Source organism: Ornithinimicrobium pratense (assembly GCF_008843165.1).
In the GTDB taxonomy this organism is placed as follows: domain Bacteria; phylum Actinomycetota; class Actinomycetes; order Actinomycetales; family Dermatophilaceae; genus Ornithinicoccus; species Ornithinicoccus pratensis.
On record NZ_CP044427.1, the window covers coordinates 1,142,971 to 1,164,222 of the forward strand.

A 21,252-nucleotide genomic window follows, 5' to 3' on the forward strand; every position below is an offset into this window, starting at 1 on the left:
CAGGGACGGGTGGATTTCGACGTGCGGTTTGCGACTTTCAACGCCTCGTTGAACCGCTCCAACGCGGGTGAGTTAGCCCGTGACCTGTCGACCGGCGACAACCTGCAGGCGCAGAACGTGGCCGAGACTATCCAGCGCACCCGGCCGGATGTGGTGCTCATCAATGAGTTCGACTACGAGGCGGGCAACGAGGACCTGTTCCGCGACAACTACCTCGCGGTGTCGCAGAATGGCGCGGACCCGATCGATTACCCCTATGCCTACATCGCGCCGGCCAACACGGGTGTCCCCAGCGGGTTCGACCTCAACAACGACGGCACCGTCGGTGGCCCTGACGACGCCTTTGGCTTCGGCTTATTCCCCGGGCAGTACGGCATGGTCGTCTACTCCAGATATCCGATCGCTGAGAACGAGGTGCGCACCTTCCAGCTCTTCCGGTGGAGCGACATGCCCGGGAACCTGCTGCCGGAGGAGTTCTACTCCGAGGAGGAGCAGGAGGTGCTGCGGCTGTCCAGCAAGTCCCACTGGGACGTCCCCGTGGAGGTGGGCAACAAGACCGTGCACGTGCTCGCGGCGCACCCGACCCCGCCGACCTTCGATGGTCCCGAGGACCGCAACGGCCGGCGCAACCACGACGAGATCCGGTTCTGGGCGGACTACGTCAGCTCACCGAAGCAGTCCGCCTACATATACGACGACGAGGGAACGCGGGGCGGGCTCAAGCCGGGCGAGCGCTTCGTCATCGCCGGTGACTACAACGCCGATCCCTTCGACGGCGACTCCGTCGACGGCGCGATCGGCCAGCTGCTCAACCACCGACGGATCAACACCACGGTCACCCCGGCCAGTGAGGGCGGGGACGAGCAGGCCCTGCTCCAGGGTGGGAGCAACCTGGAACACCGGGGCGACCCGGCCTTCGACACGGCCGACTTCTCCGAGCCGCCGGGCAACCTCCGGGTCGACTACGTGCTCCCCAGCAGGTCATTGAAGATCGACGACGCCGGCGTCTTCTGGCCGCTGTCGGACGACCCGCTGTTCCGGCTCGTGGGCACCTACCCGTTCCCCACCAGCGACCACCGCCTCGTGTGGGTGGACGTGCGTCTGCCGCACCGGCCCTGAGCGCTCGTCCCTGGGCGGGCCTAGGGCACTGACTCAGCCCGTGAAGGACATGTCAGTGCGCGGGTGGGCCACCTGCTCCAGCCGCTCCTTCGGCGCTCATCTTCCGCCGCGATATCAGCGCTGACACGGAACCGACCAGGCAGACGCAGCCCAGGGCCAGCAGAATCCAGATTCTTTCGACCAGGAATCCGACAAGCCCAGCCAGTGCTGCGATGCCCATGCTGACGATGGTCATCATGTTCGGTCGCACGCTCGTCACCTCCTGAATCGTTGTCGAAACCCACCGCGGGGGGGTTCGCAGCTCCGGATGTTGTTGGTCTGCCATACTTGGTCATGGCCGAGGCGAGGATCCTCGTGCTCGAGGCACCCACGGAGAAACCGCGACTACACGTTGGCGACCCGCTGGCCACATCGACTCATCACGGAGATCGACCAGCATCTGACCGAGTGCTCTCGGGATGGTCTGCCCTGGACCGCAACCACCGTGGTGGAGCTCAATACTCCACTCGGACCTCTGGTGCTCGCTCACCACAAGCCCAGCTGGCTGTCCCGTACGAGCTCGAGCGCGAGCAGCAGGCGGTGCTGGCCGCACGAACGCTGGAGGAGCACATCGGCGGCCGTGACGTGCACGCCGTCATCCTGGGAGACTTCGACGCGACGCCGGACTCCGCAAGCATGCTGTTCTTCCGGGGGTGCAGGGGGTAGAGGGCCTGAGCGTCTGTTACCAGGACGCCTGGGAGTACGTACATCCTGAGGATCCTGGCTACACGTTCGAGGTTGCTAACCCGCTGGTGCGTGCGGGAGAGGTCTCCACCGGAGTCAGCCGAAAGATCGATCACGTGCTCGTGCGCAGCGGCCTGCACGGCCCCAGGCTGCGCGTGGCTGGCTGCGAGCGGGTGCTCGACCAACCGGACGACGGCGTGTGGGAGTGACCACTATGGCGTGATGGTCGACCTTGTCCTGCCCGACCACCCCCAGGTTTCCGAAGTTGAAGCAAACCCCGGCGCGTTCGGTTGTGGCGGCAGCGGTCGGCCGCGGCGACCATCTCCGTCGACACGATCGGACAACGGCAGAGTCGGGCGTGCGTAGCCGTCCTCGACGCCGCATGTTTGGCAAACGCCTTGCGCTGAGGAAGTGCCGCGCCGGGCCCCGGGAACGGAGGACGGCGCCCAGACCGGTAGCGTCAAACGCATGCCCATCAAACTCGAGAACGTAGGCATCGCCGTCCGCGACCTCGAGGCGGCGATCGCCTTCTTCTCCGACCTTGGGATGACCTTGCTCGGCCGCGACACGGTCCGCGGAGAGTGGACCGAAACGGCAGTTGGCCTCGACGGCAACCATGCGAATATCGCCATGCTCCAGATGCCAGACGGAAACGGTCGGCTCGAGCTCTTCGAGTACGTCCACCCCGCCGCGATTGAGACGGAACCCACTCGACCGAACGAGATCGGCATGCACCGCGTCGCCTTCTCGGTCGACGACATCCCAGAGGCACTGCAGATCGCCGCGGCGCACGGCTGCCACCCGTTACGTGGGGTGGCGACCTACGAAGATGTCTACAAGTTGACTTATGTCCGCGGCCCTAGCGGCATCATCGTGATGCTTGCGGAGGAGCTCAAGAAGGGTTAACCGCGGATTCATCCCGCACCGGCGCTCCGCGTGAAGGTCCTCTTGCGGCAGTTCTAGGGGAGCACGGCCGCGATGGGCAGGAGCAGGTCAATCGCGACGCGCTGCGTGACCTCGATAGAGCCCGTGGTGAACTTCGCCGATTCCGATCGAGTTCGAGACCTATCTACCCCACCGCTCAGGCTGACTGAGCTCGAGCGACGTCTCGGCGGGGCCTGAAACACCACACCTGCATGTCAATCAACGCTTCTGCAGTCCCGGGTGGTCTCTGCACTCGCTCCGCTGTTCGTCGACTCACCCCCATACCGAGCCATCATCACCACGATGCCTACGGCCAGGTAGGCGGTTCCGAGAACCCACGAGCCGATCGGCGGCTGGTTTGAAGCCGAAGAGTAGAACACCAGCCACACCGCTGAAGCGTTGTTCAGCGCATGCAGCCACACCGCGAGGAGGACGGAACCGCCTGTCACCTCAAAGCCCCTTTGGACGAGCAGCGAGAAGCCGATGCAGAAGGCCGCGAACGCCGCCATCGGGATGTGCTGCTGCACGGCTCCAGGGGTCCACCACAGCGGCAGATGCCAGCAGAACCAGACCACCCCGGCGAGCACAGCGCCAGCCCATCGGCCGAGGTGCCACGTCAGCGCGGGCTGCAAAACCCCCCGCCAACCGATCTCCTCCTGCCCACCGCCCACGATCGCCATCGCGACGAGGGCGGGGATGATGAACCACAGTGCAGGAGCCTCAGGTGGGCTTCCTGCAAACGCCTGGTGCGCTGCCCTCGCCACACCGACGACACCGACGACGGCGGTGCTAAGAAGCACCCATGCCCACCTGCTGCCCCGCGGTCGCAGGCTACGACCGATCGAACGCAGCGCACCGCGGCTACCCTGCAGCCGGATACGGAACACGATGGCCACGACAGCCGGGCCACAGGTGCCCAGGAAGCTCGTGAGGATCGTCCACGAGGAGTTGGGGTTCACCCGGAGCAGCCCGATGGTGAGACCCCACCACAGCCATGTCCATACGAAAGTTGCGACGGTGAACCGGACCACCGCCCCCGAGCTGCTCGGAACCACTTGGACCTCCCTCCAAGCTCATCGGCCCGCGAAGTGTAATACGGCAGCTGAAGTGCCGCCTCTGCCAAGCTGGCCTGTAGAACTGCGAACTGGTCTAAGGTCCTCACGCCAGGAAAAGTCGAAGGTCTCCTCCCGTTCTTCAGCGCCGGCCTCGCACACCCCGTTCCGGGTCCAACGAACTGCTTGCGAGGCGCGTGGGTTACACAGCGCGCTTCGAGCAGACGACCTCGCCCTCCACAAGCGATTGCTGCGGGTGCGCGCCCTTGCTGGCGTCGACGAGTCGGTCAGCGCGCTCCGTGTCTTCGACATCAGTAGGTGAGCTACGGGGAGTACCGGGTGCTTCGGCTCTCGACAGCGTCACGAGGGAGAATCGCTCCGTGGTTCGAGTAGCCAGGCGGAGGCTTATTATATAACACTTCCCTCCAGGTCGAGACATACAGTGGTATATCGATCACGACTACCAGGAACCGGTGACCTGATGATGAAACGCGACCTAATTCGTGCGGACCATGAGGGACCTGCTCCGCCTTAAGGAGGACCTTGGACAGTCTCCCGAAGAGGTCGGGTACGAGGAGGACTGGAACCAACGTAAGGACAGTGGCGTGAGCCTGCTCTCCCGTCGCAGCGATGGCCGGTGGGTCGTGGCCGTCCACGAGCGAGGAAAAGTACTCAACCCCCGCAGCTTCGACAGCGAGGAGCTTGCCCTGCAGTCGTTGGCTGAAACGCTCGATGACCCCGTCGGAGCCGGAAGCATAGGTGCACCAGGCCCTTCGCACGGCCGAACTCTCAACCGACAGCGTTGTCGTCTGTTCGCTGCCACCCGTCTCTGCGGCCCCACCTCCCGAGGGGCCATGGCCCCTGGTCCCCCATGACGGGTGGGCCGTTGATGGCGTGATTCTCGTTTAGACGCCACAGGAGTTGGTAGATCCGATCCCGGGAGCGGAAGGCGGCGTCTCGCGGGCGTGTGGCGTCCTGGATGACCTCCTGGGTCATCAGGCGCTGGACGTCAGCGGGGGAGGTACCCGAGAGTCCCCGGGTGCTCGCCTCGGTGAGCCGGTCGATCTCGCCCTGCATTCTGTCTTCAGGCCCCACAAAGGTGAGTACTGACACGCTGGCCTTGGTGTCAGGCCTTGAGTGATCCCGGGTGAGCCCGCGTGACCAGTACGGGCATGGAGGCGTCGAGCACGACTCGTTGGACTGTGCTGCCCATCAGGAACTTGCCCACCCGACTGCGCGGCTTCTGGCCGATGATCAGGATGGACGCGCCGGCCTGCACGGCCAGGTCCAGCAGCGCGCCGGCCACATCGCCGCCGGCGCCGACGACCTCGAGCCGCCAGTCGAGGTCAGCGGGTGCCCCTAGCTCGTTGAGCTGGCTGCGCACCTGCTCCAGGTAGTGGTCCCGGTGCAGCGGGTCCTGCGCGTCGTCAGCATCCTTGGCGACGTGCAGGACGACCAGGGGCTCCGACCGGAAACCGCATTCGGTCATCGCCAACTCCAAGGCGGCTGCGCCCGCCTCGGTCATGCTGTGCGCCACGGCAACCGACATCCGATTGGCTCCCGACACCTAGTCCTGTAGTTGCAAACAACCGTAGTCTAAGGACCGTGAAACGCCAACGGAGCTGGGTGCGATATACGGGTGTCGTCGCCGCCCTCGTGCTCACTGGATTCGCGGTCGTCGACGCCCGCACGTCGGATGTGGGTCAGCAAGCGAGGACGTCGTTGACGATCATCGCGCCAGCTGCAGCCGGTGGCGGTTGGGACCTGGTCGCCCGCGAGTCTCAGCAGGCCCTGCGCGAGGACGGCATCGCTAACACGGTCAAGGTGGTCAACATCCCCGGTGCCGGTGGCACGATCGGCCTGAGCCGACTCGTCGGCCTGGAGGGCGACCCGGCCACGATCATGGTCATGGGCACGGTGATGCTCGGCGGCATCACCCAAGGTGGGGGAGCGACCACCTTGCAGGACGTCACACCGGTCAGCCGCCTGGCCGAGGACTTCGAGGTCATCGCGGTCCCGGCCGACTCCGACTTCCAGACCCTCGACGACCTGTTGCAGACGTGGGCGGCCGATCCGGGGTCCCTGCCCATCGGTGGTGGGTCGGCCGGTGGCATCGACCACATGGTGGCTGCGCAACTCGCACAGGTTGCCGGGGTCCCTGCGGCGGACCTGCGCTACACCGCGCACGCCGGCGGTGGCGAGTTGACCATCTCACTGCTTTCGACCGCCGAGGGGACGGTTGGCGTGGGTGTCAGCGGCTTCAACGACTTCCGTGACCTCATCGAGGACGGGCAGCTGCGTGCGCTCGCGGTCGTGGCGCCGGAGCCGCTCGAGGGGGTCGACGCCCCGACGATGATCGAACTGGGCTACCCCGAAGTCGACCTGGTCAACTGGCGTGGCATCGTCGCTCCCCCGGGGATCTCCGAGGAGGAGCGTCAGGAGCTGGTCGACATGGTCGCTGAGATGGTGGAGACCGAGTCGTGGGGGACGCGGTCGAGCGCAACCGGTGGGTTGAGAATCCGGCCTCCGGAGAGGAGTTCGAGGACTTCCTCATCAACGAACAGGAACGGATCGATGCACTGCTAGAAGAGTTGGGGCTTTCATGAGCAACGACATCACACCTGGCGCCGGTCGGGTCGAGGGCACCGCCGAGGCGCACGGGCCACCGGCCGAGCGCGACCTCTCCGCCGTCATCATCCCGGCCGTGCTCGTCGCGATCGGTGGCCTCCTGATCTACGGCACGGCGACGATGACGGAGGCGGGGGACGGTGGGCTCTTCGGCGCCAAGACTTTTCCGCGCATCGTCGCGGGCCTCTGCTTCGTGGTCGCGCTGGCGATGGTGGCCGACATCGTCCGCCCGCGGCGTCTCCTCGTCGTCGAGGACGAGCCTCGGGAGGCCAGCAACTGGCCGGCACTGCTCACGGTCTTCGGGGGCCTGCTCTTCTTCATCTTGACGCTGGAGTGGCTGGGCTGGCTGATCGCCGCCACCATCTTGTTCGCGGCGGTGGCGATCGGGCTGGGGAACCGACGCTACCTCTCGTGCCTGCTGGGCGGGCTCGTGCTTGCCTCGGTGATCCAGATCACCTTCAGTGGCATCCTCGAGATCTCCCTGCCCTCCGGCCTCCTCGGAAGGTTCTGAAATGGGGCAGCTGGCTGACCTCGCTGGCGGATTCGGCGAAATTCTTACGCCCGTCAACCTGCTGTGGGTATTCATCGGCTGCCTGCTGGGCACCGCGGTGGGCGTGCTCCCGGGGCTGGGTTCGGCGATGGCCGTCGCCCTCTTGCTGCCGATGACCTTCGTCCTGGACCCGGTGGCGGCACTGATCATGTTCGCCGGAATCTACTTCGGGGGGCTCTTCGGCGACTCGATCTCGGGCATCCTGATGAATACCCCCGGCAACAGCACGGCGATCGCCAGTGCGTTCGAGGGGCATCGGATGGCGCTCAACGGCAGGGCGGCGCAAGCACTGGCCACTGCAGCGATCGGTGCCTTCACCGGCGGCATGATCGCCACTGTCCTAGTGGTGTTCTTCGCCCCCTCCCTGGCCCAGTTGGCCACCAGGTTCGGTCCCGCGGAGTACTTCGCGCTGGCCGTCTTTGCGTTCGTCGCGATCTCTTCGGTGGTCTCCGACTCCGCTATCCGGGGCTTGGCCGCCCTCGGTATCGGGCTGGCCCTCGCCATGGTCGGCATCGACCAGCCCACCGGCACCGCCCGGTTCGACTTCGGGGAGCGATCCCTGCTCGACGGAATCAGTATTATCGTCATCACGGTGGCGCTGCTGGCCGTGGGGGAGGTCTTCCACGTCGCGTCACGGGTCGGTCGTAGGGACGAGCGGAAGCTGGTGCCGACCAAGGGCCGCCCATGGCTGTCTGGGCGGGAGTTTCGGCAGGCGACCCCCGCCTGGCTGCGCGGGACCGCCTTCGGGTTGCCCTTCGGGGTGATCCCCGCGGGCGGTGCCGAGGTGCCGACGTTCCTGGCCTACGGCACCGAGCGCAGGATCGACCGCCGCAGCGCGGACCCGCAGTTCGGCAAGGGAGCGATACAAGGGGTCGCTGGGCCGGAGGCCGCAGGCAACGCGACGGCGGGCACGGCGATGGGTGCCCTGCTGGCGTTGGGCCTCCCCACCTCTGCCACGGCAGCCATCATGCTGGCGGCGTTCCAGCAGTACGGGATGCAGCCGGGTCCGTTGCTGTTCGAGCGCAGCGGCGACATCGTTTGGGCGCTCCTGGCAAGCCTCTTCGTGGCCATGGTCGTCCTGCTCATCCTCAACCTGCCGTTCGCGCCGCTGTGGGCGATGCTGCTCAAGGTGCCCAAGTCCTACTTGTATGCGGGCATCCTCGTGTTCGCCTGCCTCGGGGTGTATGCCGGGACGGGCAGCACCTTCGACCTCACCGTGATGCTCGCCCTGGGCCTGCTGGGCTTCGCGATGCGACGCTACGACGTGCCCATCGCCCCGGTTCTCATCGCCGTCATCCTCGGTCCGCTGGCGGAGTACTCCCTGCGAGACGCCATGGCCAACTCCGGCAACGACGCCTCGGTGCTGGTGAGCAGCGGCATCACTATCGGGTTGTACATCCTGCTGGCGGCCGGCGTGGGATGGACCATCTGGCGGAAGGTACAGGAGCGGCGTCGCGTCGACTTCTGACGATCTCTCTCTCACCGCGACCGAATGGCACCCATGACAACGTCCAGATCCGCGAGACCTGGTCCAGAGGTTGGGTGGTCAAGGCCCGTCGCGCCCATGCAGCAAGCCCGCGTTCTTCGCGGTTCGCCTAGTCACGGCGGCCATCTGAGGCGTACCCCGAACCCCGGTTATCACAACCGAAGTGCGGCAGGAGCGATTGTGTTTTATGCCTTAAGACGGGCTGGACCGCCGGCTTTTCGTGGCGTCCATGGTGTAGCGTCGTCGCCATGCTTACCGCCAAGGGCGCTACGTGATCGAGCCGCGCTATCTCATCCGTTTCGTCTTCGCGATGTTCACGGTTCTCTTTGGGGCGCTCATCCTCATGGGGAATGAGCCCGGCGAATCGCGGTATTTTGTCGGTTGGGCTCTCGTAGCATTCGGCGTCTTGTCATTCATTGCCTGGTTCTTTGTGTCGCGCAATGAAAGCCAAAAAGCGCAAGGCGATTCAGGCTCCAAATCAACGTCCAGCGGTGCCCAACAGTAACTCGTTCAATCTCGATAGAAGGCGGCTGAATGGTATCGCAGTGGCTGACCGATCAACATGGATGTTCGCGATGCGGTAACCTCACATTAATGGAGGACGAGACGGCTAGCGCCACTTTCGACCATGTCGGCGTTGCGCCTATCCTGCAGGTGAGAAAGAGTTATACCTGTCAGGGTTGTGGTTACACGAACATGATGGTTCCTCCTGGGCGGGACGAAGAACACCCGAGGCGAATCTGAGGTCGATGCTGCCGAGCCTGAGCCCCGACGGCACTAGGATCCGGCTGTCGGCAGCCACCTCGAGTTGCAGCAGCTGGGCAGCCGGACTCTCCTAGCCATCCAACGATGGCCGAGCCGAAGCCGTTATGAGGAGGCCATGTCCGGCGAACACTTCGATCGGTGTTTCTAGAAGTACCTGCCCATCCTGGAGGAGTGGGACGGCTTGCGGGAGTTCGACGCCGAATGGGAAGGGACCGTCCTCATCGACTGAGGAGAACCCATCGCGGCGGTTCCGGACGTTCCGGATAACCGTTGCTCAGGCTGGCTCGCGTCGTCAGGCTCGCGTGGTGAGCTCCAGTGCCTTGTAGGACGCCGGTACCGCCAGGCGCGAGACGCCGTCCGGTGACCCGCTGCTCGCTGGCTCCTTGCCGTTCGAGTTGCTGTACGACAGCGCATCCTCACGCTGCACGGCACGGAGTAATCCGGCCCGGCCCGGCCGCGCTTACCTCCTACCGCGCTCTTACGCTGACCTGTCGTCGACGGCGAGGAACTCCACGCTGGCCTCCTGGGCGGTGATGGTGTACCACGCCTCGACGACCCGCAGCTGACCGTCGAAGGCAGGGTCCTGGGTTGTGAGGGCGATTCGGCTGTTCATCCGTAGGGCGAGCTGGGAGCACGTGCAGTGCGCCGTCCACCCGTCGGCGTCCCTGCGCACTGAGCCCGAGGCCTCGGCACCGAAGGACAGGGGGAGGGGCGATGAGGAGGCTGTCTCCGGGGCCGACCCTTCGGCATAAAGGACGGTTCGCACGTCAGCGCCGGACTTCGTCTCGACCGCAGTGAGCCAGCCGGCGAAGAACTCCTCATCCTGCAGCAGACGGATCTCGAGCGAGGTGTTCACGACATCGTCGAGGTCGAAGAGGCCGACCTCCGCAGGCCCGGCTAGCGCCACCTGCGCCGTAGCTTGTCCTACGGCGACATGCACCCGCACCGAAGTGAGATCCCGGTGCAGGCTCGGGGCTGCGTTGCCGTTGACGAGCAGGCGTGGCCGGACAGGTGCTGGCGGCATGTTTGAGACTCTAGGGCCGGACAGCGCTGGCCCGCACAAGCAGACGGGGGGCCACACGAGCCCAGCAAGGGTGATGAGCCCGATCGCTTGCGCCAAGTTCTTCTGCCCGCCCTTCGACGTGCGGCAATCATGTGACGTGGCGGCACCGTAGCCGGCTCCCGCGACAACCGCACGGTCATGCCCTTGGCCCGTGCCGCGCGACCATGGCAGTTGATTGCGTTCGCATGGAGGGCTGGGGCCGGACTAGGGCCTTGGGGTGCCCCCTGCGCGGTGGATGAGCTCGACTGTCCGTTGCACCACCGGTGTGCTGGACGTGGAGCGCAGCACGAGGGCGGAGATGGCACGGACGGGGGTTGGCTGCACCACGGGGTGGATCGAGACCCCGGCCGGGACCGCCCGGGCGGCCACCCCCGGCATGAGCGAGACGCCGAGCCCAGCCCCGACAAGGGTCAGCGCGGGCGCGTAGTCGTGGACGCCCAGTCGGTACCGTGGCTGGAAGCCGGCTGCCGCGCAGGCGTCGGCGACAATGGGGCGGCACCATGCGTTGCCGAGCTCGTTGTCGATCCAGGGCTCGTCGGCCAGTTCGGCCAGCGCCACCTCCTGTGCGTCGGCCAGCCGGTGTCCGGGAGGCAGGGTGACCACGTAGGGCTCCCGGGCGACGGGCACGAGGCGGTAGCCGTCCGGCTCCACGAAGCCGGCTGGCTCGATGAGGATCTGGACGTCCAGCCGGGGTCGGGCGGCGGCGTCGAACCCATCCGCGTGGCGCAGGTGGATTGCCGTTTCGGGGAACTCCGCGGTGAGTGAGCCGACGATCGTCGGCAGCCAGGTGGCGGCGAGGGAGGCTACATAACCGAGGTTGAGCGTGGAGCTGTGTCCGTTGCGCAGGCTGCCCACAAAGTCGTCCAGGTGCCCGACCTCGGCAAGGAAGCCGTCGATACGCTCCGCCAGGGCGACGCCCGCTGCAGTCGGCTCGACGCCGCGGCCGACGTGCTGCAGCAGTGGCAGTCCGACCGCCCGTTGCAGGGCGGAGACCTGCTGGCTGACGGCCGAGGATGAGTAGCCGAGGGCCTCGGCGGCCGCGCGCACCGACCCGGTCGCGACGACGGAGCGGAAGGCGCGCAGGCGCTGGACGTCCATGACCCGACGCTAGCACTGTTTAGCAGACGTGGACGGTTGTTAATGAATGCGCGCTGGACGCGGCGTGTAGCGGAGCGAAGGATGGGGTCATGATCTCGTTCTCCCCACCGCCACCCCGGGAGAGGGGCGCTGACGCCACCACGGCGAACCGACCGCTCGTCCTGGCCGCCGCCGCCGTCACCGTGGTTCTGTGGGCCTCGGCGTTCGTCGGGATCCGGGCCGCGTCCCTCGACTACCACCCGGGGTCCATGGCGCTCCTGCGTATGGCCGTCGGCACCGTCGGTCTGGGACTGGTCGCGGCGGCAACCGGCTTCCGCCCGCCTCGGGGGTGGGAGTGGGCGTGGGTGGCCGGCTGGGGGCTGGGCTGGTTCGCCGTCTACAACCTCGCCCTCAACGCCGCGCAGCGCACTCTTGACGCCGGGACGGCGGCGGTCATCGTCAACCTGGCACCGCTGCTCGTCGTGGTCGTGGCCGGGACGCTGCTCGGGGAGGGCTTCCCCCGTCAGTTGCTCCTCGGCGTGCCGCTGTCATTCCTGGGGGTCATCCTCATCGGCAGTGCGGGCGAGGAGGCCACGGTCACCCCCGCGGGCCTGGCGATGGCCCTGCTCGCCGCGGTCCTCTACGCCGTCTGCACCCTGGTCCAGAAGCGCCTCCTGCGCACCATGGACGCGGCCAGCCTCACCTTCGTGGGGGCCGCGGCGGGCACGGTCGCGCTCGTCCCGTGGGGCGGCCAGTTGGTGAGCGATCTGTCCTCCGCGGCACCCGCGGCCACGTGGAGCGTGGTCTACCTCGGCGTCTTCCCCACGGCGATGGCCTTCACCACCTGGGCCTACGTGCTCCGGCGCACCTCCGCGGGCCGGACAGCCGCAACCACGTACGTCGTCCCGGTCGTCACCATCCTGCTGGGCTGGATGATCCTCGCCGAGGTCCCCACGCCACGAATGCTGCTGGGCGCCGGACTGTGCCTCCTCGGGGTGCTCATCACGCGAATGACCAGGCCCGGCCCGCACCACGACGCCGCCGGACACCATGCCCGGCGCCTGGACCCTGCTTAGCGGACAGTGCTCGCCAACCTGGCGCTACCGCCCTCGACTTGATAATGCCTTCCTTGCGCATCAGCGGGATAAGAGCAGCGAAGAAAAGCAGAACTGCTATCGATGTCACCCACAGCGGCACGGTGACTCCCGGAATCATGGACCAGCACAGCAGCAGGACGCCCAGCAACGCAGGCACGATAGTCAGGTTCGCCCTGCGTCGCAGACATGGAACGGCGGCGAAGAAGCCTGGGCTACTGGCCTCGGACTCCCTTTCACAAGTGCTTTGAGTCTGACCCTCTACTTCTGTGCACGCGCACTGGCGGGCCGGGTATCCCTGGGTTCGCCAAGTCGTGCTGGGCTTGTGGGTCGCACCCACAGTCCTTGCGCACATTCTCGTCGCCGTCGCGTTCGTCGGCGGACGGAACTGAGAGAAGTGCCTGTTTGCACCGCCAACTACCGGTAGACCGGTAGAGCTATTCGCAGAAAGTAGTACGTCAGGCGCCGGATTGCACCGAAACTTGATACTGACGACGAGTTTGCCCTGACCAGATGCAACGCGGCCTGGTGCACGACGACACCGACGAGGGTGTTGCCGAAGGCTTCATGCGCCCTCTTGCATGCGACCTTACTGTGAGGGAACCACTACGCGACAGGGGCCATCTGATCAGGATCGGTACTGGGTGAACGCTGCTGTTGCAGGGTCGGCGCCGATGCGCTGCCCCTTCTCCATGGCGCTGATAGTGGCCATGTCGTCGCGGGTCAGCTCAAAACCGGTCAGGTCGATATTGGACCTGATCCGCTCGGGCGTCACCGACTTGGGGATCACGATGGTGCCCTGCTGCAGGTGCCAGCGGAGTACCACCTGGCCGGCTGTCACACCGATCCGTTCGGCAATCGTCGTGACGGCCGGGTCGCCCAGGTCGGTGCCCTGTCCAAGGGGGGAGTAGGCCTCCACCGCAATCCCAGCGGCGCGGGTCGCCTCCTGCGTCGCAACGTTCTGGAACGTCGGGTGGACCTCGATCTGGTTGACCGCCGGCACTACCTCGGCCTGCTCCAGCAGCGTGGCCAGGTGCTCGGGCAGGAAGTTGGAGACACCGATTGCCCGGACGGCACCCTGGGCGTAGAGCTTTTCAAACGCGCCCCAGGTCTCGACGTAGAGGCCCTTGCTCGGCACCGGCCAGTGCACCAGGTAGAGGTCGACGACGTCCAGGCCGAGCGCCTTGCGGCTGTCCTCGAACGCACCCAGGGCCGTGTCGAAGCCCTGATCGCCGTTGCGCAGCTTGGTGGTGACGAAAAGTTCCTCGCGCGGCAGCCCACTGGCCTTGATCGCGGCGCCGACCCCGGCCTCGTTGTAGTACCCCGCTGCGGTGTCGATGTGGCGGTAACCCGCCTCGATGGCGGTCTCGACCGCCTGCTGGGTACCGTCCTCTGGCACCTGGAACACCCCGTAACCAACCTGGGGGATCTGCACGCCGTTGTTAAGCTCGATGCTGGGTGCGCTGCTGCTCACGTCTGCTCCTCGTCGATGGCTGTGGGTCGGGACTCTCTCCCGCCGCACGCTGTATACGCCCAGGAAGCCAGGGCTATTCCAACCGGCGAACCGGCGTCCCCGCTCGGACCGGTTGCGACACCGGTGCAGGCCCATCCCAGCCGTCCTGCCGGCACTCATCCAGGAGGGAACGCGCGCAGCGCGAGTTTCGACCGCCTAGGAGCGACAGTAGGGTGCGGTCCTCAGGGCAGTCCCAGGTAGTGTGTGGGGGGTGTCGGAACCGGGGGTTGAGGACTACGCCGCCTTCTTGCCAAACCGCTGGCGCGGTGAGGTGGATAGGCATCCTGAGCACGACAGGTGGGAGTGGCGCGGCCATGACGTGCATGTCCTGCGCAGGAGGAGCCCCGCCGCGCCGGCGCGGGTTCTCCTGGTCCATGGCGCCGGAGGGCATAGCAGTGCGCTGTGGCCGGTCGCTTCTCTCCTGCCGGGCACGAGCGCTGACCTCGCCGCGGTGGACCTGCCTTTGTATGGGGCGACGACCTCACCAGATCCCGCAACCGTGCGGTACCCGGACTGGGTCGACCTGCTGTGCGACTTCCTGGCGGAGGAGGACGACGGCCGTCCGCTCATACTCCTGGGCGCCAGCATCGGCGGCATGCTCGCCTACGAGGTGGCGGCACGCTCTGGACGCGTCGCTGCAGTCGTGGCCACGTGCCTCCTTGACCCCCGCGACCGGCGTGTCCAGCGGGTCATGACCCGTTTCGGACCCGCCGGAATCCTCGCCGGACCGATGTCCCGAGTGCTGCCCCGCCGCCTGGCTGGGCTGCGCATCCCGATGTCATGGGTGGCTGCCCTGCACAAGATGAGCAGTAGCGCCGACCTGTCCCGGCTCTGCGCGGTTGACCCTCGTGGTGGAGGGGTGCGTGTTCCTCTCGGCTTCCTGGCCTCCTACCTGAGATATCAGCACACGCCGCCGGAAGGGATGCAGACTCCTGTCATCCTGGCGCAGCCGGCAGCAGACGCGTGGACCCCGCTCGACGTCAGCATTCCGTGGTTCGACAAGATCGCAGCACCCACCCAATTGGCGATATTGCGTGAATGCGGTCACTTCCCGGTCGAGGAACCCGGCCTCACGGACCTTATGGAGACTATGGCAACTGTCATGGCTAGGTTCAGCAACAGGCAACAGCACGTCACCTGATCCCCACCTCACCGCTTTTGGAGCCGCCAGCGGCCCGGGCAAGCACGTTTCGGTGCTCGTCGATGAAGACGGGCAGCGGTTCATCGATCCGCAGCGGTAGACGCTCGAATCGTGTGGGGGGGGGGGGGGGGCCGCCACCGAGGGCGTCTAGGGTGCGTGGCGGCGTCGACCGGGTTGGGTAAGGACTTGGGGCGCCTGCGGGGGCAGCGGTGGCGACGAGTCGGACCGGTGCTGGGCTGGCGACCGGGGCGATCCCGTTCATCGCGGTCGAGGTCCTGAGGGTCTCACCTCGCCTGCCTCGGCAGACGAACGCGGGGTCGATCTCGTCGCACGGTTGACGGCGGGTGCGTTCTGTGGTTCATTAGTCATGTAATGAACCACATGACCAAGGAGGCTGCGTGTTCGACGGACGCGAGCCCATCTACGTCCAGATCGCCGAGTCGATCCGCGGCGAGATCCTCTCCGGCGCCCTCGCCGAAGGTGAGCAGGTGATGAGCACCACCCAGTACGCGACCACCTACCGAATCAACCCCGCGACGGCCGCCAAGGCCTTCGCCGAGCTGGTGAACGAAGGCGTCCTCTACAAGCAGCGCGGCGTCGGCATGTTCGTGGCTGACGGAGCTGCTGAGCTGCTGCGCACCCGGGGCAGCGACACCTTCTTCTCGGGGCGGCTCTCCGCCGTGCTGGCCGAGGCCGCCCACCTGGGCATCACCCCCCAGCAGCTCATCACCTACATCACCGACCACTACCCCCGGAAAGGAACGGACCGATGAACGTGACCCTCGAGAACGTCAGCGTCCGCTTCAAAGACGCCACAGCACTGGATCAGGTCTCGCTCGACTGGGCCCCCGGTCGCATCCACGGCCTGCTCGGGCGCAACGGCGCCGGCAAGTCCACCCTCTTCTCCCTGATCGCGGCCGGTCGTCGACCCACCTCCGGCTCGGTCCGCGTCGATGGGCAGAACCCGTGGGAACGCGGCGCCCTGACCGAGCAGATCTGCCTGGTCCGCGAGAGCGGCGACGTGCTGGTCGACGACCCGATCTCCGACACCCTGGAGATGGTGGAGACACTGCGTCCCACCTTCGACCGAGCGTATGCCGACGACCTGGTGGACGCCTTCGGTCTCCGGCCGAAGAGCAAGGTGAACACCTTGTCCCGCGGTCAGCGTTCCACCGTCGGGGCCATCATCGCACTGGCGAGCAGGGCACCGCTGACGTTGCTGGACGAGGTGCACCTTGGGATGGACGCGCCCACCCGGCAGCGCTTCTACGACGAGTTGATCGCTGACTTCGCGGAGAACCCGCGCACCTATGTCATCTCCAGCCATCTGATCGCAGAGCTGGAACCGATTATCGAGACGGTCACCATCCTGCACCGCGGCGCCCTGGTCATGCAGGACGAGGCCGACGACGTCAGGACCCAGGGGCTGACCCTGACCGGGCCGGCGGCCACGGTAGCGGACCTCGTCTCCGGGCTGCCGGTGATTGGCACCCGTGACCTGGGCCCCACGCGCCAGGTCACCGTCTACGGCGAGCTCGACGCCGGCGACCTGGAACGTGCCCGCGCTGCGGGTATCGAGGTCGGTGCCGTCCCGCTCCAAGACCTGTTCATTCACCTGACCGAGGAGGACCCGCGATGAGCACGTCCACCGTTGCCCGCCCTGCCCCCGCGCCCCAGTCGTTGCGCCCGCAGTGGATGCGCAGTTTCGACACCACGATGGGCGTGTGCCTGTACGTCTCAAAGTGGTTCCTGCTCATCATGGTCGGCATCGCCGTCGTGGCGGCGCTCATCATGACTCGGATCACCACACCCGAAGTATCGATCGTCCAGTTCGGCCAGCAGGCGGGGATCTGGTTCCCGTTCTCGCTGATGATCATGTGCGGCGTCCTGACCCCGACAATCGTGATGCACGGGATCACCCGCCGCGCCACCTCCGTCGGGTCCGTGCTGACGGCTGTCGCCATGGCCGCGCTCTTCACCGCGGCGTTTGCTGTCTTCCTGGTGCTGGAACGCTGGATCTTCGAGGCGCTCGGCTGGCAGGCAGGGCTGGCCTCGGACCCCGAGCGGCTGGCCCTCGGTGCCCTCGCACCGCACCTGCCCAGCCTGTTCCTCGTCTTCTGCGCCGCGAACATCTCTGGCCTGCTGGTCCACACCGCCTACTACCGCCTCGGCGGGCTGTTCGGCACCGCGGCCCTGCCGCTCACGCTGGCACCGGTCATCCTGGTCGGTGCCCTCGGGGGCCGCCCGAACTCCCCTGGGCGGCCCTGGGGACCGGCCCCGGACAGTCTGCCCGGCAACCTCGCCGTTGATCTCGGCCTCTGGCACCCGGTGATCGCCATCGCGATCATCACCCTGGCCGCTGCCGCCTACCTGCTGTTGATCCGCACCCTCACCCTGTCACCAAAGGAGTCCTGACATGAGCACCTCCACCGATGTGACGGCACGACCACAGCCGCCGTCGAGGCACGACACCGGTGATCCGGTGATCCGCGTGCAGCACCTGCGCAAGAGCTATGCCGGGACGCCGGCCGTGCGCGACGTGTCCTTCGAGGTACGCCGGGGAGAGATCTTCGGCATCCTCGGATCCAACGGCGCCGGGAAGACCACCACCGTCGAGATCGTGGCCAACCTGCGCCAGGCCGACGGCGGCGAGGTCGAGGTGCTCGGCGTCGACCCGAGCAGGCACCCTGCCTACGTCAAGGAGCGCCTGGGCATCCAGCTCCAGGAGTCCACCCTGCAGGGCAAGATCACTCCGCGGGAAGCCCTGCGCCTGTATGCCGCGTTCTACCCGGACCCTGAGGACCCCGAGGTGCTGCTCCGGCTGCTGGGTCTGGAGAACAAGGCCGACACCCCCTTCGACAACCTCTCCGGCGGTCAGAAGCAACGCCTGTCCATCGCGCTGGCGTTGGTCGGCCGCCCCGAGATCGCCATCCTGGACGAGCTCACCACCGGGCTCGACCCGCAGGCCCGCCGGGAGACCTGGGGCCTCATCGAGCGGGTGCGGGACTCCGGCGTCACCATCGTGCTGGTCACCCACTTCATGGACGAGGCCGAACGCCTCTGCGACCGGCTCATAGTGATCGCGGGTGGCGTCGTTGCTGCCCACGGCTCCCCGGCTGAGCTCACCGGCGCGACCGACGGCGGTCGGGCGTTCCGGATCGCCCTGCCGTACGGGCATACCCCGACCGCGCTGGGGCTGGAGGCCCTGGCCGAGGTCACGTCCATCACCCCGGCCGGCCGTGCCTGGATGATCACCGGCACCGACCGGGTACTACCCGCCGTCGTGCTCGCCCTCAGCGAGCAGGATGTCATCCCCGACGAGGTCCAGACCCAGGCGCGCTCCCTCGAGGACGTCTTCGTCGAGCTCGTCACCACCCCGCAGGAGTCCTCATGAGCACCACAACCTCGACACCACCCCGCAAGGCCGCGTCCAGCCACGCTCCCGCCCACCGCGGGGGTATGCCCGGACTGGGCCGCCTCATCAGCACCGAGTTCCGGGTCTTCAACCGGGACTACGGCAACCTCTTCTTCGTCGTCGCCTTCCCCACCGTGTTGCTGCTCGGCATGGGCCTGGCGATCCCGGGCATGGACCAGCGCCTTGAAGACGCCGGCCCGTGGACCGGCCTGCAGGTCATCGACCTGATGGTTCCGACAATGGTCTGCGTCGCGATAGCGACCGCCGGGCTGTCCTCGTTCCCGACCTACCTGGCAACCTACCGGGAGAAGGGAGTGCTACGCCGGCTCTCAACGACGCCGATGGCACCGCAGGGCATCCTGGTGGCGCTGGCCAGCGTCAACCTCTTCTGGCTGGCCATCGGCAGCGTCGCCGCGGTGGCGATCGCGGTGGTGTTCCTGGACGTGCCGCTGCCGGTCGATTGGGGACTGCTGCTGCTGACGCTGCCGCTGGCGATCGGATCGGTCTTCGGGATCGGCCTGATCCTGGGCGGGGTGATGCGCAAGGCGGCCGCGGCCAGCGGCATCGGGATGCTCATCTACTTCCCGTTGCTGTTCTTCGCCGGCCTGTGGACCCCCGGCCCGATCATGCCGGAGATGCTCCGCACGATCGCCACCTGGATGCCGCTGGGCGGCGCCAGCCAGGCGATGACCACCGCCTGGTTCGGCGTGGGCGACTTCCCGACCGAGCAGTTCATCTCGATGGCTCTGTGGACGGTGCTCACCTTCGCCGTGGCGGTCAAGGTCTTCCGTTGGAAGTGATCGCAACTGCCGCCGACTTGGCGGTGCGTCTGCCGCCGATGATGGTGGCCGAGGCGAACCCGGTCCAGTCGTCGTAGCCGAGCAGGTGCAGTCTCGGCTCGTCGACGGACCGGGTTCCCTAGGTCCGGGGGTCGGTCAGCCAGTCACTCGGCATCCGCTTCCGCTCTTGACAAACAAATTTGTCAAGGGGCAGGATGGGAGCCATGCACGAGGTGAGCATGATCGCGGACCCGGCGGCCGCCGAAGCGTCGCTGGATCCTCTACGGCGCAAGATCCTGACGGCTCTGATCGAGCCAGGGTCGGCGTCGACGATCGCCGTCCGGCTCGGAATTCCCCGCCAGAGGGTGAACTACCACTTGAAGGTCCTCGAACAGCACGGCTTGATCGAGCTGGTGGCAGAGCGGCACCGCGGGAACTTTATCGAGCGGGTGCTGCAGGCCACCTCCGCCTCGTACGTGATCTCACCCGGCACACTCGGCCCGATCCAGCCCGACCCGGGGCGAGCTCCGGACCGGCTCTCGGCTCGCTGGCTGCTGGCCCTCGCCTCCCGCCTGGTGCGCGACGTGGGCACGCTGCTCAGCGGAGCCCAGCAGGCCGGACGACCGGTGGCGACGTTCGCGATGGACGGTCACATCCGCTTCGCCTCTGCCGCGGACCGAGCCGCCTTCACCGGAGAGCTCTCGGCAGCCGTGACCGAGCTGGTGGCTAAGCACCACACCGCCCAGCAGTCGGGGACGGCCGGCACGGGCAAGCTCAATCGTCTGGTCATCGCCCTGCACCCCGCCGTCCCGGGCACCGTCGACGGCCCTCCTTCCCCGACCGACTGACCACCACTGAACCGTCGACCAAGAAGAGACGACGCCGAACGCCGTCCCCGCCCGTCCCGCACCACTCCTCAGGAGCACCGTCATGTCGAAGAACTTCGAGATCCGCAAGACCGTCGTCCTGGAGGCCACGCCAGAACAGGTGTGGCGGGCGATCGCCACCCCGGAGGGTCAGGCCGCTTGGTCCCCGGACCCCTACCAGCCGGGGGAGGGGATGGAGGTGTCGGCCACCGAGAACGAGCGCCTGGCCGTGCGCACGCCGGAGGCCGAGAACGGCGCCTTCCACGCGTTCGAGTACCTCATCTCCGCTGACGACGGCAGCACCACCACCCTCACCTTCGTCCACAGTGGCTACCTCGGCGACGACTGGGAAGCGGAGTTCGACTTCGGTGAGATGACCGGTTACGGCTGGGACATGTATCTGCACACCTTGGCCCAGTACCTCACGCACTTCGCCAACCGGCCCGCTCACTTCGTTACCGCCCAGGGACCGGCGTCCTCGGGGACCCCGGAATCCTGGGCCACGCTCGAGAAGGCCCTGGGCGTGCAAGGGCCGTTCGAACAGGGCCGGCACCTGCGCCTGACTCCCCAGGGTCTGCCCGCGCTCGAGGGCGTGGTCGACTTCGCCTATCCCCCGTTCGTCAACTTCCTCGCGCTCCGCACGGCCGACGGTCTCTATCGCTTCCACGACAACTCGGCGATGGGCATGCCCCAGGCCGTTGGCCACTACATCTACGCGGACATCGATCGGGAGGCCACCGAGCAGGCCTGGGCTGACTGGCTGGCTCGGGTGTTCGCCTGAGGCCGACGGGCCTCGCGCGCGTGCTCCGGTACCCGGACGCGACTTCCTGGTTCAAGGACAACCCCCTACCGATTCCCTGAGCGCTGGCCATTCACCTCGGCCGCCCCGGGAGGCTGACAATCGGTCGCCAGCCCCGCTTAACCCGGTCCCGTTGCGGGATGAGCAGCGCCTCCCGCCGGTCACGGCGACAGGAGGCGCGAGGGCAACACCGCCACGGGGGCGGGCCAACCAGTGAGTAACCCTACTTGATCCTTCATCTACACGCACCTGCGGGGG

Annotated in this window: 24 protein-coding genes; 18 read left to right on the forward strand and 6 right to left on the reverse strand. The window is 66.9% G+C overall.

Annotated elements, in window-relative coordinates; translation table 11 throughout:
• The first annotated feature begins 9 nt into the window (after positions 1–9).
• On the forward strand, positions 10–1,119 hold the full coding sequence (locus tag FY030_RS05120; protein ID WP_158060566.1) for an endonuclease/exonuclease/phosphatase family protein: 1,110 nt from the start codon (positions 10–12) through the stop codon (positions 1,117–1,119).
• A gap of 52 nt (positions 1,120–1,171) precedes the next feature.
• Here FY030_RS05120 and FY030_RS05125 read toward each other — a convergent pair whose 3' ends face one another.
• Entirely contained in the window at positions 1,172–1,357 is a 186-nt protein-coding gene (locus FY030_RS05125; RefSeq protein ID WP_158060567.1) for a hypothetical protein, read from the reverse strand.
• Positions 1,358–1,698: 341 nt separating this feature from the next.
• On the opposite strand from FY030_RS05125, the gene FY030_RS17030 reads away from it, so the two are divergent.
• The 3 genes from FY030_RS17030 (at position 1,699) to FY030_RS05135 (ending at position 2,748) form a co-directional block, all read left to right on the forward strand.
• Positions 1,699–1,824 carry a hypothetical protein gene (locus FY030_RS17030; RefSeq protein ID WP_272950541.1) on the forward strand — a complete coding sequence of 42 codons (126 nt, stop codon included), beginning with the start codon at positions 1,699–1,701 and terminating at the stop codon, positions 1,822–1,824.
• Complete coding sequence (locus FY030_RS05130; RefSeq protein WP_158060568.1) at positions 1,812–2,051, forward strand: exonuclease/endonuclease/phosphatase family protein; 240 nt, start codon at positions 1,812–1,814, stop codon at positions 2,049–2,051. The genes FY030_RS17030 and FY030_RS05130 overlap by 13 nt, the downstream gene beginning before the upstream one ends.
• 259 nt (positions 2,052–2,310) lie before the next feature.
• Positions 2,311–2,748, forward strand: coding sequence for a VOC family protein (locus FY030_RS05135; protein WP_158060569.1), 438 nt, complete (start codon positions 2,311–2,313; stop codon positions 2,746–2,748).
• A gap of 233 nt (positions 2,749–2,981) precedes the next feature.
• Here the strand turns inward: FY030_RS05135 and FY030_RS05140 are convergent, their stop codons facing one another.
• The gene (locus FY030_RS05140) at positions 2,982–3,821 is read right to left on the reverse strand and encodes a CPBP family intramembrane glutamic endopeptidase (RefSeq protein WP_337692483.1); all 840 of its coding nucleotides are present in this window, start codon (positions 3,819–3,821) and stop codon (positions 2,982–2,984) included.
• Here FY030_RS05140 and FY030_RS17270 point away from each other — a divergent pair.
• Entirely contained in the window at positions 3,739–4,140 is a 402-nt protein-coding gene (locus tag FY030_RS17270; RefSeq protein WP_420371871.1) for a DUF6308 family protein, read from the forward strand. The two genes, FY030_RS05140 and FY030_RS17270, sit on opposite strands and share 83 nt — an antisense overlap.
• Positions 4,141–4,944: 804 nt before the next feature.
• Here FY030_RS17270 and FY030_RS05145 read toward each other — a convergent pair.
• Entirely contained in the window at positions 4,945–5,367 is a 423-nt protein-coding gene (locus tag FY030_RS05145; RefSeq protein ID WP_158060571.1) for a universal stress protein, read from the reverse strand.
• 77 nt (positions 5,368–5,444) lie between these two features.
• Between FY030_RS05145 and FY030_RS05150 the strand changes: the two genes are divergently transcribed.
• The 4 genes from FY030_RS05150 (at position 5,445) to FY030_RS05165 (ending at position 8,987) form a co-directional block, all read left to right on the forward strand.
• Positions 5,445–6,404: a Bug family tripartite tricarboxylate transporter substrate binding protein gene (locus tag FY030_RS05150; protein WP_202879763.1), complete on the forward strand. Its 960-nt coding sequence runs from the start codon at positions 5,445–5,447 to the stop codon at positions 6,402–6,404.
• 16 nt (positions 6,405–6,420) lie between these two features.
• Positions 6,421–6,957 carry a tripartite tricarboxylate transporter TctB family protein gene (locus FY030_RS05155; protein WP_158060572.1) on the forward strand — a complete coding sequence of 179 codons (537 nt, stop codon included), beginning with the start codon at positions 6,421–6,423 and terminating at the stop codon, positions 6,955–6,957.
• A gap of 1 nt (position 6,958) precedes the next feature.
• Positions 6,959–8,464, forward strand: coding sequence for a tripartite tricarboxylate transporter permease (locus tag FY030_RS05160; protein ID WP_158060573.1), 1,506 nt, complete (start codon positions 6,959–6,961; stop codon positions 8,462–8,464).
• 289 nt (positions 8,465–8,753) lie between these two features.
• Positions 8,754–8,987, forward strand: coding sequence for a hypothetical protein (locus FY030_RS05165; protein WP_158060574.1), 234 nt, complete (start codon positions 8,754–8,756; stop codon positions 8,985–8,987).
• 738 nt (positions 8,988–9,725) lie between these two features.
• Here FY030_RS05165 and FY030_RS05170 read toward each other — a convergent pair.
• Positions 9,726–10,271: a hypothetical protein gene (locus FY030_RS05170; protein ID WP_158060575.1), complete on the reverse strand. Its 546-nt coding sequence runs from the start codon at positions 10,269–10,271 to the stop codon at positions 9,726–9,728.
• A gap of 243 nt (positions 10,272–10,514) precedes the next feature.
• A complete protein-coding gene (locus FY030_RS05175; protein WP_158060576.1) occupies positions 10,515–11,408 on the reverse strand; it encodes a LysR family transcriptional regulator in 894 nt (297 codons plus the stop codon).
• Positions 11,409–11,497: 89 nt separating this feature from the next.
• Between FY030_RS05175 and FY030_RS05180 the strand changes: the two genes are divergently transcribed.
• Positions 11,498–12,463, forward strand: coding sequence for a DMT family transporter (locus FY030_RS05180; protein ID WP_158060577.1), 966 nt, complete (start codon positions 11,498–11,500; stop codon positions 12,461–12,463).
• Positions 12,464–13,109: 646 nt separating this feature from the next.
• On the opposite strand, the gene FY030_RS05185 is transcribed toward FY030_RS05180, so the two are convergent.
• On the reverse strand, positions 13,110–13,955 hold the full coding sequence (locus FY030_RS05185) for an aldo/keto reductase (RefSeq protein WP_238348562.1): 846 nt from the start codon (positions 13,953–13,955) through the stop codon (positions 13,110–13,112).
• Between the two features lie 358 nt (positions 13,956–14,313).
• Here FY030_RS05185 and FY030_RS05190 point away from each other — a divergent pair, with 358 nt between their 5' ends.
• The 8 genes from FY030_RS05190 to FY030_RS05230 all read left to right on the forward strand — a co-directional run bounded on the left by FY030_RS05190 (position 14,314) and on the right by FY030_RS05230 (position 20,976).
• Positions 14,314–15,135 carry an alpha/beta fold hydrolase gene (locus FY030_RS05190; protein ID WP_238348638.1) on the forward strand — a complete coding sequence of 274 codons (822 nt, stop codon included), beginning with the start codon at positions 14,314–14,316 and terminating at the stop codon, positions 15,133–15,135.
• A 398-nt stretch (positions 15,136–15,533) separates the two neighbouring features.
• Positions 15,534–15,908 (forward strand): GntR family transcriptional regulator, encoded by a 375-nt coding sequence (locus tag FY030_RS05195; protein ID WP_158060579.1) that lies wholly within the window; start codon positions 15,534–15,536, stop codon positions 15,906–15,908.
• A complete protein-coding gene (locus tag FY030_RS05200; protein ID WP_158060580.1) occupies positions 15,905–16,774 on the forward strand; it encodes an ATP-binding cassette domain-containing protein in 870 nt (289 codons plus the stop codon). The genes FY030_RS05195 and FY030_RS05200 overlap by 4 nt, the downstream gene beginning before the upstream one ends.
• A complete protein-coding gene (locus tag FY030_RS05205) occupies positions 16,771–17,550 on the forward strand; it encodes a hypothetical protein (RefSeq protein WP_158060581.1) in 780 nt (259 codons plus the stop codon). Before FY030_RS05200 ends, FY030_RS05205 begins: the two co-directional genes overlap by 4 nt.
• A gap of 1 nt (position 17,551) precedes the next feature.
• Entirely contained in the window at positions 17,552–18,529 is a 978-nt protein-coding gene (locus FY030_RS05210) for an ABC transporter ATP-binding protein (RefSeq protein WP_158060582.1), read from the forward strand.
• Complete coding sequence (locus tag FY030_RS05215; protein WP_158060583.1) at positions 18,526–19,350, forward strand: ABC transporter permease; 825 nt, start codon at positions 18,526–18,528, stop codon at positions 19,348–19,350. Before FY030_RS05210 ends, FY030_RS05215 begins: the two co-directional genes overlap by 4 nt.
• Positions 19,351–19,553: 203 nt before the next feature.
• Positions 19,554–20,177 carry an ArsR/SmtB family transcription factor gene (locus tag FY030_RS05225; protein WP_158060584.1) on the forward strand — a complete coding sequence of 208 codons (624 nt, stop codon included), beginning with the start codon at positions 19,554–19,556 and terminating at the stop codon, positions 20,175–20,177.
• Positions 20,178–20,259: 82 nt separating this feature from the next.
• On the forward strand, positions 20,260–20,976 hold the full coding sequence (locus FY030_RS05230) for an SRPBCC family protein (protein ID WP_158060585.1): 717 nt from the start codon (positions 20,260–20,262) through the stop codon (positions 20,974–20,976).
• Positions 20,977–21,252 lie beyond the last annotated feature (276 nt).

What these genes read in the sequence shown, in the direction of transcription:
- FY030_RS05145 (WP_158060571.1), bottom strand. Translation starts at nt 5,367, where the DNA reads ATGTCGGTTGCCGTGGCGCACAGCATGACCGAGGCGGGCGCAGCCGCC.
- FY030_RS05215 (WP_158060583.1), top strand. Translation starts at nt 18,526, where the DNA reads ATGAGCACCACAACCTCGACACCACCCCGCAAGGCCGCGTCCAGCCAC.
- FY030_RS05155 (WP_158060572.1), top strand. Translation starts at nt 6,421, where the DNA reads ATGAGCAACGACATCACACCTGGCGCCGGTCGGGTCGAGGGCACCGCC.
- FY030_RS05210 (WP_158060582.1), top strand. Translation starts at nt 17,552, where the DNA reads ATGAGCACCTCCACCGATGTGACGGCACGACCACAGCCGCCGTCGAGG.
- FY030_RS05160 (WP_158060573.1), top strand. Translation starts at nt 6,959, where the DNA reads ATGGGGCAGCTGGCTGACCTCGCTGGCGGATTCGGCGAAATTCTTACG.
- FY030_RS05135 (WP_158060569.1), top strand. Translation starts at nt 2,311, where the DNA reads ATGCCCATCAAACTCGAGAACGTAGGCATCGCCGTCCGCGACCTCGAG.
- FY030_RS05205 (WP_158060581.1), top strand. Translation starts at nt 16,771, where the DNA reads ATGAGCACGTCCACCGTTGCCCGCCCTGCCCCCGCGCCCCAGTCGTTG.
- FY030_RS05125 (WP_158060567.1), bottom strand. Translation starts at nt 1,357, where the DNA reads ATGATGACCATCGTCAGCATGGGCATCGCAGCACTGGCTGGGCTTGTC.
- FY030_RS05170 (WP_158060575.1), bottom strand. Translation starts at nt 10,271, where the DNA reads ATGCCGCCAGCACCTGTCCGGCCACGCCTGCTCGTCAACGGCAACGCA.
- FY030_RS05230 (WP_158060585.1), top strand. Translation starts at nt 20,260, where the DNA reads ATGTCGAAGAACTTCGAGATCCGCAAGACCGTCGTCCTGGAGGCCACG.
- FY030_RS05175 (WP_158060576.1), bottom strand. Translation starts at nt 11,408, where the DNA reads ATGGACGTCCAGCGCCTGCGCGCCTTCCGCTCCGTCGTCGCGACCGGG.
- FY030_RS05225 (WP_158060584.1), top strand. Translation starts at nt 19,554, where the DNA reads ATGCACGAGGTGAGCATGATCGCGGACCCGGCGGCCGCCGAAGCGTCG.
- FY030_RS05180 (WP_158060577.1), top strand. Translation starts at nt 11,498, where the DNA reads ATGATCTCGTTCTCCCCACCGCCACCCCGGGAGAGGGGCGCTGACGCC.
- FY030_RS17270 (WP_420371871.1), top strand. Translation starts at nt 3,739, where the DNA reads ATGGTGAGACCCCACCACAGCCATGTCCATACGAAAGTTGCGACGGTG.
- FY030_RS05200 (WP_158060580.1), top strand. Translation starts at nt 15,905, where the DNA reads ATGAACGTGACCCTCGAGAACGTCAGCGTCCGCTTCAAAGACGCCACA.